This window comes from Halalkalibacter suaedae, from assembly GCF_017939705.1.
Classification (GTDB): Bacteria; Bacillota; Bacilli; order Bacillales; family Bacillaceae_D; genus Halalkalibacter; species Halalkalibacter suaedae.
In genome coordinates this window covers 186867-202601 of the sequence record NZ_JAGKSQ010000001.1, presented here as the reverse complement: position 1 = coordinate 202601, position 15735 = coordinate 186867, and the positions used below count along the sequence as shown (strand labels likewise).

Here is a 15735-nt window from a genome sequence, read left to right as displayed (position 1 = left end):
TGATATTCAAATATAAAAACTAACAAAACACAGAGGAGAGATTGATTATGGCAAAGGTTTATTACAATTCAGACGTAAATGAAGGAATTTTGAAGGATAAAAAGGTTGCCGTTATTGGTTATGGTTCACAAGGGCATGCTCATTCACTTAATATGCGTGAGAGTGGTCAAGATGTAATTATTGGTCTTCGTCCAGGTAAGTCTTGGGATAAAGCCGTAAATGACGGATTTGATGTCTATTCAGTTCGTGAAGCAGCAGCGAAAGCAGATCTAATCATGATCCTTCTTCCAGATGAGCTTCAACCGACTGTTTACAAAAATGAAATTGAGCCTGAGTTAACTGAAGGAAAAATCTTAGCATTTGCTCACGGTTTCAACATCCATTTTAATCAAATTGTTCCACCTGCAAATGTTGATGTATTCTTAGCAGCACCAAAAGGGCCAGGTCACTTAGTTCGTCGTGTATTCCAAGAAGGTGGCGGTGTACCAGGACTAATTGCTGTATACCAAGACGCTACAGGGAATGCAAAAGATATTGCTCTAGCTTATGCTAAGCAAATTGGATCTGCACGTGCAGGAGTATTAGAAACAACATTCCAAGAAGAGACAGAAACAGATTTGTTCGGTGAGCAAGCAGTTCTGTGTGGTGGTGCATCTGCACTAGTTAAAGCAGGATTTGAAACACTAGTTGAAGCAGGTTACCAACCAGAGGTCGCTTACTTTGAATGTTTACATGAATTAAAATTAATCGTTGATTTAATGTACGAAGGTGGACTTGAAACAATGCGTTATTCAATCTCTGATACAGCACAGTGGGGAGATTATGTAGCTGGTCCACAAATTGTTACAGAGGATACGAAGAAAGCAATGAAAAAGGTTCTTACAGATATTCAAACAGGTAAATTTGCAAAAGGTTGGATTTTAGAAAACCAAGCAAATCGTCCAGAATTCACTGCTATCACAAGAGCTGAAAGCCAACACCCAATCGAAGTAGTTGGTCGCCAATTACGCGAAATGATGCCATTTGTAAAAGCAAAGTCTAACATCTAAGGAGTGGGCGGTAGTGCGAAAAATTAATGTTTTCGATACGACGCTTCGTGACGGAGAACAATCTGCCGGGGTTAACTTAAACTTTCAAGAAAAAGTAGAAATTGCTAAACAACTTGAAAGACTTGGAGTAGATATTATAGAGGCTGGCTTTCCAGCCTCCTCACAAGGTGATTTTGCTTCTGTTCAAGCGATTGCACGTACTGTAAAGGGGAGCTCTGTTACAGGACTTGCGAGATCAATTGAACGTGATATTGATACAGCTTGGGAAGCTCTTAAAGATAGTGCTGAGCCAAGGATTCATACGTTTATTGCAACCTCACCGATTCATATGCAGTATAAGTTGCGTATGACTCCTGAGCAGGTCATCGAGCATGCTGTAGCCTCGGTGAAATTTGCAGCAGCTAAATTTCCACATGTTCAGTGGTCTGCAGAGGATGCGAGTCGAACAGAATTGCCATTTCTAGCTAAAATTATTCGTGCTGTAATTGATGCTGGAGCAACGGTCATTAATTTACCTGACACTGTTGGTTATACAACACCTTATGAAATTGGCGAAATGTTTCAATACGTTACGAAAAATGTTCAGAATATTGACAAAGCAATCCTTTCTACTCATAACCATGATGATCTTGGGATGGCAGTAGCTAACTCTCTTGCGGCAATCCAAAACGGTGCTGGTCAAGTTGAGTGTACCCTTAATGGAATTGGAGAACGAGCTGGAAATGCTTCATTAGAAGAAATTGCAGTAGCTCTTCAAATACGTCAAGACCATTACCAAGCAAAAACGGGATTAACCTTGAATGAGATTAAGAGAACGAGTGCTCTTGTAAGTAAGTTAACAGGCATGGTCGTTCCTAATAATAAAGCAGTTGTTGGAGCAAATGCATTTGCCCACGAATCTGGCATACATCAGGATGGGGTTCTGAAAAACAAAGAAACCTATGAAATTATTACACCAGAACTTGTTGGTGTTTCGTCTAACCGGATGGTACTAGGGAAGCATTCTGGTCGCCATATGTTTAAAGAAAAGCTGACAGAACTCGGGTTTACAGGTACAGATGAACAATTACAAACGATCTTCGTTGCATTTAAGGAGCTTGCAGATAAGAAAAAAGATATTACTGAGGATGATTTATTTTCTCTTATGACAGAGGCTTCTGTTGGTGTCGCTGTACCTCACTATGAGTTAGAAACGCTTCAGGTAAATTACGGCACAACCAATATTCCAACAGCCACAATTACGATGAAGAATCCTAATGGTGAAACGATTCAAGAGGCGGCAACTGGCTCTGGTAGTGTTGAAGCAATTTACAATACGTTAGAGAGAGTCATCGATGCACCAATTATCTTAACTGATTATCGAATTCAATCTGTATCAGGTGGCCGAGATGCGCTTGCAGAGGTGTATGTCACCGTTAAATATGAGGAGCTTGAAACATCGGGTCGTGGAACAGCGAACGATGTGCTCGAGGCATCTGCAAAAGCTTATATAAATGCAGTGAATCGAACGATTGATCGAAAAAATTATCAAGAGCAACAATTAAATGTAATAAATAACGTGTAAGGGAGGAATAACGATGAAAAAGCGTATTGCCATTCTTCCTGGTGACGGAATTGGTCCTGAAGTCTGTGAGGCTGCAACTCGTGTGTTAAAGGAAATTGAGGCTTTATATCAGCATGAATTCGAATTAATTTATGGCGATATCGGCGGAATATCCATTGATAAAAACGGCACCCCTCTTCCTCAGGAAACTCTATCAGCCTGTCGTCAGAGTGATGCAGTTCTTCTTGGAGCTGTTGGCGGACCGAAATGGGATCAACTTCCTGGGGATCAACGACCTGAAAAAGGATTACTTGGGTTAAGAAAAGAACTACAGTTATTTGCCAATCTACGTCCAGTCACAATTTATGATGCTTTAGCAGATTCTTCCCCACTAAAGGATGAAATCATTCAAGGTGTTGAATTGTTAATTGTACGTGAATTAACAGGTGGTCTTTATTTTGGTGAACCTCGTGAACGAAAGATAGTTGATGGCGAAGAGATTGCTATCGATACATTACAATATTCTCGTTTTGAAATCGAGCGTATTGTCAGAAAGGCGTTTCAATTAGCAGGTGAACGTCGTGGCCATTTGACATCAGTCGATAAGGCAAATGTACTTGAATCAAGCCGCTTGTGGCGTGAGGTTGTTGAAGAAGTTGCAAAGGATTTTCCTAATGTAGACTATTCACATATGTTAGTTGATAATGCAGCGATGCAACTAGTTCGAAATCCTAGACAATTTGACGTCATCGTTACGGAGAATATGTTTGGAGATATCCTTAGTGATGAAGCCTCAATGATTACAGGTTCTTTAGGAATGCTTCCTTCGTCTAGTTTAAGTGAGGATGGCCCTGGTCTATTTGAACCGATCCACGGATCTGCACCAGATATTGCAGGAAAAGGCTTAGCCAATCCGTTAGCTACTCTTTCATCTGTTGCAATGATGCTGGCGTATTCATTTGACCTGTATGATGAAGCAACCTCTCTCCAAGATGCGATTAACGAGGTCTTGAATAAAGGCTACCGTACGGCTGATTTAACGAATGACTCTAATACTCTATCAACGATACAAATGACTGATAAAGTAATCGAAGCATTACAAAATAATAAACAAAATGCTAGTTAAAAAGTAGAAAGGTGTCTCGAAAAGGTTATCCTTTTTCGAGCACCTTTCCTTCTAACTTAAACTAAAAAAAGAAAAAGGGGGAATCATAAGTGGCTAAAACGATCATTGAAAAGATCTGGGAAAAGCACGAGGTTATGGCGGAAGAGGGGAAGCCAAGTCTACTCTATATTGATCTTCATTTAGTACACGAAGTAACATCCCCACAAGCCTTTGATGGACTTCGTCTAGCAAATCGGAAAGTCCGTAGACCTGATTTGACATTTGCAACAATGGATCATAATGTTCCGACAGTGGATCGCTACAATATTACCGATCAAATTTCACGTGTTCAAATTGAAACGCTAGCAAAGAACTGTAAGGAGTTTGGTGTTGAATTAGCAGACTTAGAGCATCCTGAGAATGGTATTGTTCATGTTATCGGTCCTGAGCTTGGTTTAACACAGCCTGGAAAAACAATTGTTTGTGGAGACAGTCACACGTCAACTCACGGGGCGTTTGGTGCATTAGCTTTTGGTATAGGGACTAGTGAGGTAGAGCATGTACTAGCAACGCAAACATTATGGCAATCAAAACCACAAACACTTGAGATCCGAGTAACTGGGGAATTGAACCCTTTACTTTCTGCCAAAGATATTATCTTAGCGATCATAGGTAAATTCGGTGTGAACGTTGGAAACGGATCTGTTGTTGAATTCACAGGTGAGGCGATTCGTGGATTGACGATGGAAGAAAGAATGACCATTTGTAATATGTCAATTGAAGCAGGTGCAAAAGCAGGACTAATCAGCCCTGATCAAGTGACGTTTGATTACTTGGAAGGTCGTGCTAATGTTCCAAAAGGGGAAGCATATGCATCCATTGTAGAGGAATGGAAGGCACTTGCTAGTGACCAAGGTGCAAGCTATGACCGTGTTGTAACAATTGACGCATCTGAAATTGAGCCGATGGTTACTTGGGGAACTAATCCATCGCAAGGGATTGGTGTTTCTCAAACTGTACCATATCCTGAAGATGGAGAAAACGAAACAGATAAACGTGCGATTAAGCAAGCTCTTGAATATATGAATCTAGAATCTGGCACACCAATCAAAGACATCGAGATTCAACATGTGTTTATTGGATCCTGTACAAATTCTAGACTTAGCGATCTGAGAGCAGCCGCGAAAATTATAGAAGGAAAACAAGTGGCAAGCCATGTAAGTGCAATCGTTGTACCTGGTTCCCAAAAGGTAAAGAAAATGGCTGAAGCAGAAGGTTTAGATAAAATTTTCGAGGAAGCTGGTTTCGAATGGCGTCATTCTGGTTGCAGTGCCTGCTTAGGAATGAATCCTGATATTGTGCCTGAAGGTGATCGATGTGCATCGACGTCCAATCGGAATTTTGAGGGACGTCAAGGTAAGGGAGCAAGAACACATCTTGTTAGTCCTGAAATGGCGGCTGCTGCAGCGATAGCTGGACATTTTGTTGACATACGTGAGTGGAAGAAAGAGAAAGTAGTTAACTAAGGAGGGAAAAGGATGGAACCAATTGTTAATCATACAGGAATTGTCGCAACAATGGACCGCGTGAATGTGGATACAGATCAAATCATTCCAAAACAATTTTTGAAAAGGGTTGAACGAACAGGTTTTGGTCAGTTTTTATTTTTCGACTGGCGTTTCCTTGCAAATGGGGAGCCTGATCCTAACTTTGAACTAAATCAACCTCATACAAAAGGAGCAAGTATTCTAGTAGCGGGTCATAACTTCGGTTGTGGTTCATCACGTGAGCATGCACCTTGGGCTCTATCTGATTTCGGTTTTCGTGTTATCATTGCACCGAGCTTTGCCGATATTTTTTATAATAACTGTGTGAAAAACGGTATGCTTCCAATTAGTTTAGAAGAAGAAAAGGTTTCTCTACTTCTTCAAAAGGGTGCCAACTCACAATTAGAATTATCAGTTAACCTAAAAGAGCAAAAAGTTTCAGGAGAGGGATTCGAAGCTAGTTTCGCTATTGACCCTTATTGGAAAGAAATGCTTCTAAATGGCTGGGATGAAATTGGACTTACCCTTAATTACGATGCGGAAATAACTGCATATGAAGCAAAAAGATAAGAATGTAGCAAATAGGTGTCCATAGGTGTTTCACCTTTATGGACCCTTTTTAACATAAATAATGTAAACGTTTTAACAAAAATGCATGTAAATATCCCTGATGGATTTGTTATCTTAAGTTGAAACTGATAAACTTAATGGAATATGATGAGGTGATCCATCAAAACTCATAAAGAGTGGAGCGGTTCCATCGTGGATAAGCGAATACATAAGAAGGATAAAAATATTATACTATACCCAGGCCTTGTGAAGCGACTAATTGAAAAAGGCATGGATGCACTAAAAGTCAAGGACGGGGAGGCTGCTTATCAATTTTTCTTACATGCCGAGGAGCATGAACCAGAGCATCCACAAGTGCTCTTTGGTAAAATGTTAAGCCTAGTTGAGCTTGGTAGACTTGAAGAAGCTGTTGGTTATACAAATGATCTACTTCGTGAGGGAATTGGCGACTACTATGATAACTTGCAAGTACATATTTCTTTACTCGTCCAGTTAGGTAAATACCAAGAAGTTGTTGATATTTTAGATGCGGTACTGTCGGAAAATCGTTTTCCGGCCCAATACGCAGAGTCGTTCTATCAACTTCTTCATTTCAGTAGACAAATGGTAGGCGATCAAGAATGGCCGGGACAAATCGAGCCAGAGACGATCCCGTTACAGGAAGATATAGTACATATGTTAGAATCAACATCCGTAGAATTGCAGTCGACTGCGTTAACCCTATTGAAGGATTCTTCCCATCCTGAAGCCATTACATTACTTATTCAATATGTTGAAGGGAAAAACCGTGATTATGCGTTGCAGAGTTTAGCTCTTCAAGCGCTACACGACAAGGACTGTAGTCAGGAAATACATATTAAAAAGGGTAGTTATGAAGGAATGGTTCGCCCTTCTGAGATTGATAATGAACGACACGAGTCATTTGGAAGACGAATTGAAGAAGCATTAGAAGCGAGATTGGAACAGGAAGATCCTCTTCTATTTGAAATGGCGAAGCATCTTTCCTGGTCACATATGCTCTCAATCTATCCATTTCTACCTGAACCGGCTGATGAAGAATTTTGGTCATCTGTTTTCTATTGCTGTGCTGCGGAAAGAATGGGGATTGACAATCCTATTGAGACTGAGACAAACCTCGTTCAGCAGAATCATATTTATGAAAAATGTAATGAGGTTAAGGAAATCGAAGCGATTGTCTATCAACGTCAAGGTAGAAATTCAACTGATAAATAGTATTATTTGAATTGGTCGCACGTTATGGTATACTAGAGTGGTTGTCAATGATCATAGAAGAAATCTATTGTTCGGAAACGAAGAAGATGTATATAGTTGGAGGGAACGAAATGACTGCAAAATGGGAAAAATTAGAAGGAAATGAAGGAGTCCTAACAGTTGAAGTAGAAGCTGAAAAGGTTAACGAGGCTCTTGACCAAGCATTTAAAAAGGTTGTTAAGAAAGTAAACGTACCAGGATTCCGTAAAGGAAAGGTACCACGTTCAATGTTCGAAAAGCAATTTGGTGTAGAATCGCTATATCAAGACGCACTTGATATTTTGCTACCTGAAGCTTATGCTGCTGCTATTAATGAGACAGAGATTGAGCCAGTTGATCGCCCTGACATTGATATTGAAACAATGGAAAAGGGAAGCAATCTTATCTTCACTGCGAAAGTAGTTGTAAAGCCTGAAGTACAATTAGGTGAATACAAAGGTCTAGAAGTTGAAGAAACAGATACAACTGTAACAGACGAAGATGTAGATGCTGAACTTAAAACACTTCAAGAACGTCAAGCAGAGCTTGTTGTACTTGAAGAAGGCTCAATTGAAATTGGCGATACAGCTGTGTTTGATTTTGAAGGATTCGTTGATGGGGAAGCATTTGAAGGTGGACAAGCTGATAACTATTCACTAGAAATCGGTTCTGGTCAATTCATCCCTGGTTTTGAAGAGCAATTAGTTGGTCTTAAAGCAGGAGAAGAAAAAGACGTAGAAGTTACTTTCCCTGAAGAGTATCATGCAGAGAATTTAGCAGGAAAAGCTGCTACATTCAAAGTGAAAGTACACGATATTAAGCGTAAAGAGCTACCTGTACTAGATGATGAGTTTGCTAAGGACGTTAATGAAGAAGTTGAAACTCTTGATGAGTTAAAAGCTTCATTAAAAGAAAAGCTTCAAAAGGATAAGGAACACCAAGCTGAACATCAAGTTCGCGATACACTTGTTGAAAAAGCTAGTGAAAATGCAACGATCGATCTTCCAGAAGCAATGGTAAATACAGAAGTGGATCGTATGCTTCAAGAATTTGAGCAACGTCTTCAAGCTCAAGGTATGAATCTTGATATGTATTTCCAATTCTCTGGTCAAGATGAAGAAGCAATGAGAGAGCAGTTCAAAACAGACGGCGAGAAGCGTGTTCGTGTAAACCTAACACTAGAAGCTATTGCTAACGCTGAGAACTTAGAAGCATCTGATGAAGATGTTGATAAGGAAATTGAAAAGATGGCTGAAATGTATCAACGTCCTGTTGATGAAATCAAGAATATCTTTGCAGCACAAGGTGGACTTGATGGAATTAAAGGTGACTTGAAAATTCAAAAAGCTGTTGAATTCCTTGTAGAAAACAGCAAAAAAGCGTAATAAAACAAGTTTGATTTGAATAATCTATTTAAACAAGGCGCGAACGTGTTCGTGCCTTGTTTTTCAATCATTTCACTTATGAACGTATCGGTCGTGATGTATGAGGTGCGTCATATTTGTGAAAGCTATAAGAAAGAAATGGACACAACCTAACTGATCATCTCGTTTAAAGACGTAATTTTCAAAAGAAAAAGGGTTTTTCTATACGAATATTGAATGTATAATCAATCCATACATAATATGAAATAAATAAATGGTTCCTCCGTGTACATATGAAAGAGGAATAATAATGATTAGGATATAATAAGGAGGCTTAGTGAATTTGTTGGGCTTCTTGTTTTGCAATAAGTGTTTTGTTTAGTGCAGAGCAGGGGTATTGTGTTACAATGTGCAAACATAAGGTGATTACTTAGGGCGTCGTGTCCATTTTTTAGATAAGCCTTCATTAAGACAAAGAATGCTTGAGGATGGTACAATATTTACTGAGGGGTGATTACATGTTTAAGTTTAATGAGGAAAAGGGACAGTTGAAATGTTCTTTCTGTGGAAAAACACAAGACCAAGTCCGGAAGCTTGTTGCTGGTCCTGGTGTTTATATATGTGATGAGTGTATCGAGTTATGTACGGAGATTGTAGAAGAGGAATTAGGAACGGAAGAAGAAGTTGAGTTTCAAGAGGTTCCTAAGCCTAACGAGATTCGTCAAATTCTAAACGATTACGTAATTGGACAGGATCGTGCGAAGAAATCACTTTCTGTTGCCGTTTATAATCATTATAAGCGTATCAATTCAATGAATCGTTCAGATGAGGTTGAGCTTGCAAAGAGTAATATTTGTATGATTGGACCAACTGGTAGCGGGAAGACATTACTAGCTCAAACCTTAGCTAGAATTCTTAATGTACCATTTGCGATTGCTGATGCAACATCGTTAACAGAAGCTGGGTATGTTGGGGAAGATGTTGAGAACATCTTGTTAAAATTAATCCAAGCAGCAGATTATGATGTTGAGAAGGCTGAAAAAGGAATTATCTATATTGATGAGATTGATAAGGTTGCACGTAAATCAGAGAATCCATCAATTACACGTGACGTTTCAGGTGAAGGCGTGCAGCAAGCCTTGCTTAAGATTCTGGAAGGTACAACAGCAAGTGTCCCTCCTCAAGGTGGTCGTAAGCACCCACATCAAGAGTTCATTCAAATTGATACAACAAATGTCCTATTCATTTGTGGTGGTGCTTTTGATGGAGTAGAGCAAATCATTAAACGTCGTCTAGGTAAAAAAGTCATTGGTTTCGGATCAGATGTGAAGCAAGATGATTTAAAGCCAGGTGAATACTTAGCAAAAGTTCTACCTGAAGATTTATTACGTTTTGGTTTAATTCCTGAATTTATCGGACGTTTACCGGTAATTTCAAGTTTAGAACCATTAGATGTTGATACTCTTGTGGAAATTCTAACAAAGCCAAAAAATGCTCTAGTTAAGCAATATAAGAAATTATTAGAGCTTGACGATGTCGAACTTGAATTTACTGAACAAGCTCTCCGCGAAATTGCAAAAGAAGCGATCGAGCGAAAAACAGGTGCACGTGGGTTGCGTTCAATCATCGAGACACTTATGCTTGATGTGATGTTCGATTTACCTTCACGTGAGGATATTGTAAAATGCATTATTCACGATAAGTGCGTAACTGAAAATGCAGATCCTACCTTATTAACAGACGATGGAAAAGAAATTACTCTGTCTAAATCTGAACCAAAAGAGAGTGCATAATATGAGAAGATGTCCAGGGGTAATGACCTTTAGGACATCTTCTTTTCTTATATCCAATCATTCACAGAAGTTTCTTTGATTAGTGTTGTTTTTCCCGGTCATACTAAAATAAACAACGATACTTCTGGGAGGTTTCTTATGAATTGGACAGGAATTGCTTTGGTGATTCAATTGTTTTTTGGTATCATCATTGGCGTGTATTTTTGGAATTTATTAAAAAGCCAACGTAATCAAAAGGTTTCTATTGACCGGGAATCACGGAAAGAGATGGAGCAACTACGTAAAATGCGCTCAGTGTCTTTAAGTGAACCATTGGCAGAGAAAGTACGTCCTGTGACATTTGACGACATCGTTGGCCAAGAAGAAGGAATTCGCTCTTTAAGAGCTGCACTATGTGGTCCAAATCCTCAACATGTGATCATTTATGGACCACCTGGTGTTGGTAAGACAGCGGCTGCTCGTCTTGTTTTAGAAGAAGCGAAGAAAAATGCTCAGTCTCCGTTTTCACAAGAGGCAGTGTTTGTTGAATTAGATGGGACTACTGCACGCTTTGATGAGCGCGGAATTGCAGACCCACTCATTGGTTCTGTCCATGACCCAATCTACCAAGGGGCAGGAGCGATGGGACAAGCGGGTATACCTCAACCAAAGCATGGTGCAGTAACGAAAGCACACGGTGGGGTATTATTTATTGATGAAATTGGTGAGTTGCATTCAATTCAGTTGAATAAATTACTTAAGGTATTAGAAGATCGCAAAGTATTTTTGGAAAGTGCTTATTATAGTGAAGAGAATCAACAAATACCAAGACATATTCATGAGATCTTTCAAAAGGGTTTACCTGCAGATTTTAGAATGATTGGTGCAACAACAAGAAATCCTGATGAATTACCACCGGCGATTCGCTCACGTTGTCTCGAAGTATATTTTCGTGCATTAAAACCAGCAGAAATCATTTCAATTGCGAAAAAAGCCGCAGAAAAAATTAACTTTTCAACAGAAGAGGGAGCCTTAGAAAGAATTTCTCGTTATGCAACAAATGGTCGTGAGGCGGTTAATATTATTCAGATCTCTGCGGGGATTGCGAATGCTGATGGAAGAAACGAACTGACTATTGCGGATATTGAATGGGTCCTGCATGCAAGTCAATTAGCTCCTAGACCAGAAAGAGCGATTCATGATGATTCAACGATTGGTCTTGTTAATGGACTAGCTGTGTATGGTCCCAATTTAGGTGCCCTACTTGAAATTGAAGTAAATGTTCTAGAAAACGAAGGAAAGGGTACAGTAAATGTAACTGGGATTGCAGAGGAGGAGAGTACCGGAAACCAGGCACGTTCAATTAGAAGAAAAAGTATGGCGAAAGGTTCAGTTGAGAATGTCGTTACTGTTCTTCGGCGTATGGGAATTCCAACTCAAGACTTTGATATTCATGTCAACTTTCCTGGTGGAGGACCAGTTGATGGTCCATCTGCAGGTATAGCGATCGCAACAGGGATCTATTCGGCAATCCGGAAAGAAAAAGTAAAGAATACGGTTGCGATGACAGGTGAGCTAGGGATTCATGGTAAGGTAAAACCGATTGGTGGAGTTGTTGCGAAAGTTGAAGCGGCTAAGCTTGCTGGAGCAAAAGTTGTCATTATTCCAAAAGAGAATGAGCAAGCAATATTACAAAAGGTGACAGGAGTTGAAGTCATTTCTGTCGAACATTTAGATGAGGTTCTTGAGCTTGCGATTGAGCAAGAGCAGGAAGAGGAAGAGACGATTCCTGCTAGCAGTGAATTTAATCCAACGATTGCACCTGTGTAAGATTAGACAAAGGATTAGTGATAAGATAGAATTGAACAAGATCAAATCCAATAATAATCACCAACTCAACTGCCACTTGGTCTCAAACGATTAAAGGTGATTTAGTATGGGTTTGGAAATAGGATAGATGGAGGTGTTTGCGGATGGTCGAAAATAAACGACAAATTCCGCTTCTACCGTTACGCGGTTTACTCGTTTTCCCGTCAATGGTGTTGCATTTGGATGTAGGAAGACAAAAGTCCGTTCAAGCGATAGAAAAGGTCATGGAAGAGGACCAACAAATTTTATTAGCAACTCAGAAGGAAATTTCAATCGATGATCCGACAGAGGAAGAAATATATCGTGTAGGAACACTTGCAAAAGTGAAAAATCTTCTTAAATTACCGAATGGAACTGTTCGAATCCATGTAGAAGGTCTGAAGCGGGCACGCATTGAGAAATACTTAGAAATGGATGAGTATTTATATGTAGAAGCGGTTATTGAAGATGAAGAAGATGTATCGCCAACAACTGAGTTACAAGCTTTAATGAGAAATCTATTAACGATGTTTGAGCAGTATACGAAGGTTTCAAAAAAGGTTTCTGCTGAAACAGTAACGATCGTTAAGGATATTCAAGACCCAAGTAGATTTGCAGATGTTATTTCAGCAAATTTACCTCTAAAGTTAGCTCAAAAGCAAACATTACTTGAACTTACTTCGGTGGAAGACCGTTTGCTTCAGTTAATTGAGATCCTCAATAATGAACAAGAGGTCCTCGGTCTTGAGAAGAAGATTGGGCAGCGTGTTAAGAAATCAATGGAAAAAACACAGAAGGAATACTACCTGCGTGAACAATTAAAAGCAATCCAAAAAGAGCTTGGTGACAAAGAAGGGCGTTCTGGAGAGGTCTCAACACTTCGTGAAAAAATTGAAGAGTTGGACATGCCTGAAAATATTAAAGAAAAAGCCTTAAAGGAATTAGACCGTTTTGAGAAAATGCCAGCGAACTCCGCTGAAAGTTCGGTGTTAAGAACATACTTAGATTGGCTCATCCAATTACCATGGACGTTTGAAACTGAGGACCAATTAGATGTTATTCGTGCCGAAGAAATCTTAAATGAAGATCATCACGGACTAGAGAAGGTCAAAGAACGGGTATTAGAGTACTTAGCTGTTCAACAATTAACTCGTGAATTAAAAGGACCCATTCTCTGCTTAGCGGGCCCTCCGGGTGTTGGGAAAACATCGCTTGCGAAATCAATTGCTCGTTCATTGAATCGTAAATTCGTCCGCATTTCATTAGGTGGAGTTCGTGATGAAGCAGAAATTCGCGGACATCGCCGTACGTATGTAGGGGCAATGCCAGGAAGAGTCATCCAAGGAATGAAAAAGGCAGGTTCAATTAACCCTGTATTCCTTCTTGATGAAATCGACAAAATGGCTAATGATTTCAGAGGTGATCCATCTGCTGCTCTTCTCGAAGTGTTGGATCCTGAACAAAATAATACGTTTAGTGATCACTATATTGAAGAAGCGTACGATTTATCAAAGGTCATGTTTGTCACGACAGCGAATAATATTGGGACAATTCCAGGACCACTGCTAGATCGTATGGAAATTATCTCTATAGCCGGGTACACAGAAGTAGAGAAGATAGAAATTGCGAAGGATTACTTACTTCCTAAGCAGATGAAAGACCATGGTTTAACTAAAGGAATGCTTCAAGTTAAGGATGAAGCGATTCAAAAGGTCGTTCGCTATTATACGAGAGAAGCCGGGGTACGTAGTTTAGAAAGACAAATGGCGACGTTATGCCGGAAAACAGCTAAACGCATTGTCTCTCAAGAAAAGAAGCGTGTCGTTTTAACTGCAAAGACAGTAGAAGACCTTCTAGGAAAGCCAAGATTCCGCTACGGGATGGCAGAGGAAGAGGATCAGGTAGGGGCAGTAACAGGACTTGCTTATACTTCGGCTGGTGGAGATACTCTCTCTATTGAAGTTTCTGTTGCACCTGGTAAAGGGAAGCTGACACTTACAGGGCAACTCGGTGATGTCATGAAAGAATCAGCTCAGGCTGCATTCAGTTATATTCGCTCTCGTTCTGGGGATCTCAATATTGATCCAAACTTTAACGAGAAGAATGACATTCATATTCATGTTCCTGAAGGAGCCACGCCAAAGGATGGACCGTCTGCGGGCATTACAATGGCAACTGCCCTTGTTTCGGCGTTAACTGGTCGAAAAGTTAAGAAAGAAGTAGGAATGACAGGCGAGATGACTTTGAGAGGGCGCGTACTTCCTATCGGAGGTTTAAAAGAAAAATCAATGAGTGCTCATAGAGCTGGACTTCGAACAATCATTATTCCAAAAGACAATGAAAAGGATTTAGAGGATGTACCAGACTCTGTTAGAAGTGACTTGACCTACATTCTTGTTTCCCATTTAGATGAAGTTCTTGAGCATGCGTTAGGAGAAATGGAATGAAAGTAACAAAGGTTGACTTGGCCCATGTGGCTGTAAAGAGGGAACAATACCCTAAAACAAGATATCCAGAGATCGCCTTATCGGGTCGTTCAAATGTAGGGAAATCATCGTTTATTAATAAGATGATTAACCGCAAAGGATTAGCACGTACATCACAACGTCCCGGCAAAACGCAAACATTAAACTTCTACGAAATAAATGAGCAACTTTATTTCGTAGATGTTCCTGGTTATGGGTTCGCTCGTGCTCCTAAACCAGAAAGAGAAGCATGGGGAAGAATGATCGAAAATTATCTAGAGGATCGAGAAGTATTAAAGGCTGTCGTTCAGCTAGTCGATCTTAGACATGCCCCTTCTGCGGACGATAAGATGATGTATAAGTGGCTCAAGCACTTTGAGATCCCAGTTATTTTAGTCGCTACGAAGTGTGATAAAATCCCAAAAGGGAAGTGGCAAAAGCATCTTAAAATCATTGAAAAAGACTTAGAAAAGGTAGAGTCAGATCCGCTTCTATTATTCTCTTCCGAAACGGCTCAAGGAAAAGAGCAAGTATGGAAGACGATTCAATATTATATTCAAAATAAAAAAGAGACTGTGACAACTGAGTTTGAAACGACTGAAAATCCAGAATAAAGATTGATTGATAGTGGGTTTCGGACACGGCTCAAGTCTATAGTAAAAACGTCTTTGAGAATTGATTCTCAAAGACGTTTTTAATTTAGGCATTCGTTTCTAAGCGATTGTCTTCTTATTTAATACAGAAAATTATTTTTTCTTCACCAATAGATAGAAACCAATAACAATTAAAATAACAGGCCAAAGCGAGCTTGCAAATGAAAAGATATCTTGTAATGACAAAAAGGCAACTAATGAAAGACATATAAAAATGAGTCCAGGGACCAGTCCGTCCTTTTTTGTTTTTAAATAAGATAATAAAAAGGAAACGCCGATAATAAGACAGTAAGCTCCCCAATGAGAGGGCCACCAGTGAAACTGATCTACACTATGGAAATGAATGGCTAAACCAGTTAGTAATGCTCCAGGGAATAGAAAGGAATATTCCTTTCCACGATATGCCTGTATTAGAAAAGCGATTCCGAACACTAGTAATAATGTTGGCCATGTTAAGTAGCGATTAAGCATTGGGAAAGAAAATTGCTGAAGAAGATAGTAGCAGCCCACCCCGAGTAAAAGGCTCCCTAAAAACAATCTTTGTTGCATCCTATCACTCCTATGTATA

At 39.7% G+C, this 15735-nt stretch carries 12 protein-coding genes; 11 read left to right on the top strand and 1 reads right to left on the bottom strand.

What is annotated here, in order from left to right; genetic code table 11:
- Positions 1-47 precede the first annotated feature (47 nt).
- The 11 genes from ilvC (at position 48) to yihA (ending at position 15128) form a co-directional block, all read left to right on the top strand.
- Positions 48-1049 carry a ketol-acid reductoisomerase gene (gene ilvC / locus J7W16_RS00980; RefSeq protein ID WP_210595064.1) on the top strand — a complete coding sequence of 334 codons (1002 nt, stop codon included), beginning with the start codon at positions 48-50 and terminating at the stop codon, positions 1047-1049.
- A gap of 13 nt (positions 1050-1062) precedes the next feature.
- The gene (locus J7W16_RS00975) at positions 1063-2613 is read left to right on the top strand and encodes a 2-isopropylmalate synthase (protein ID WP_210595063.1); all 1551 of its coding nucleotides are present in this window, start codon (positions 1063-1065) and stop codon (positions 2611-2613) included.
- A 13-nt stretch (positions 2614-2626) separates the two neighbouring features.
- Positions 2627-3718, top strand: coding sequence for a 3-isopropylmalate dehydrogenase (leuB, locus tag J7W16_RS00970; protein ID WP_210595062.1), 1092 nt, complete (start codon positions 2627-2629; stop codon positions 3716-3718).
- 89 nt (positions 3719-3807) lie between these two features.
- Positions 3808-5223 (top strand): 3-isopropylmalate dehydratase large subunit, encoded by a 1416-nt coding sequence (gene leuC, locus J7W16_RS00965; RefSeq protein ID WP_210595061.1) that lies wholly within the window; start codon positions 3808-3810, stop codon positions 5221-5223.
- A 12-nt stretch (positions 5224-5235) separates the two neighbouring features.
- Entirely contained in the window at positions 5236-5814 is a 579-nt protein-coding gene (gene leuD / locus J7W16_RS00960) for a 3-isopropylmalate dehydratase small subunit (protein ID WP_210595060.1), read from the top strand.
- A 192-nt stretch (positions 5815-6006) separates the two neighbouring features.
- Complete coding sequence (locus tag J7W16_RS00955) at positions 6007-7047, top strand: tetratricopeptide repeat protein (protein ID WP_210595059.1); 1041 nt, start codon at positions 6007-6009, stop codon at positions 7045-7047.
- A gap of 110 nt (positions 7048-7157) precedes the next feature.
- Positions 7158-8450 (top strand): trigger factor, encoded by a 1293-nt coding sequence (tig, locus tag J7W16_RS00950; RefSeq protein WP_210595058.1) that lies wholly within the window; start codon positions 7158-7160, stop codon positions 8448-8450.
- Between the two features lie 497 nt (positions 8451-8947).
- The gene (gene clpX, locus J7W16_RS00945) at positions 8948-10222 is read left to right on the top strand and encodes an ATP-dependent protease ATP-binding subunit ClpX (protein ID WP_210595057.1); all 1275 of its coding nucleotides are present in this window, start codon (positions 8948-8950) and stop codon (positions 10220-10222) included.
- Between the two features lie 138 nt (positions 10223-10360).
- Positions 10361-12031 (top strand): ATP-dependent protease LonB, encoded by a 1671-nt coding sequence (gene lonB / locus J7W16_RS00940; protein WP_210595056.1) that lies wholly within the window; start codon positions 10361-10363, stop codon positions 12029-12031.
- 143 nt (positions 12032-12174) lie between these two features.
- Entirely contained in the window at positions 12175-14496 is a 2322-nt protein-coding gene (gene lon, locus J7W16_RS00935; RefSeq protein ID WP_210595055.1) for an endopeptidase La, read from the top strand.
- Complete coding sequence (gene yihA / locus J7W16_RS00930; RefSeq protein WP_210595054.1) at positions 14493-15128, top strand: ribosome biogenesis GTP-binding protein YihA/YsxC; 636 nt, start codon at positions 14493-14495, stop codon at positions 15126-15128. The genes lon and yihA overlap by 4 nt, the downstream gene beginning before the upstream one ends.
- A 132-nt stretch (positions 15129-15260) precedes the next feature.
- Here yihA and J7W16_RS00925 read toward each other — a convergent pair whose 3' ends face one another.
- A complete protein-coding gene (locus tag J7W16_RS00925) occupies positions 15261-15716 on the bottom strand; it encodes a LiaI-LiaF-like domain-containing protein (protein WP_210595053.1) in 456 nt (151 codons plus the stop codon).
- Between the last annotated feature and the right edge of the window lie 19 nt (positions 15717-15735).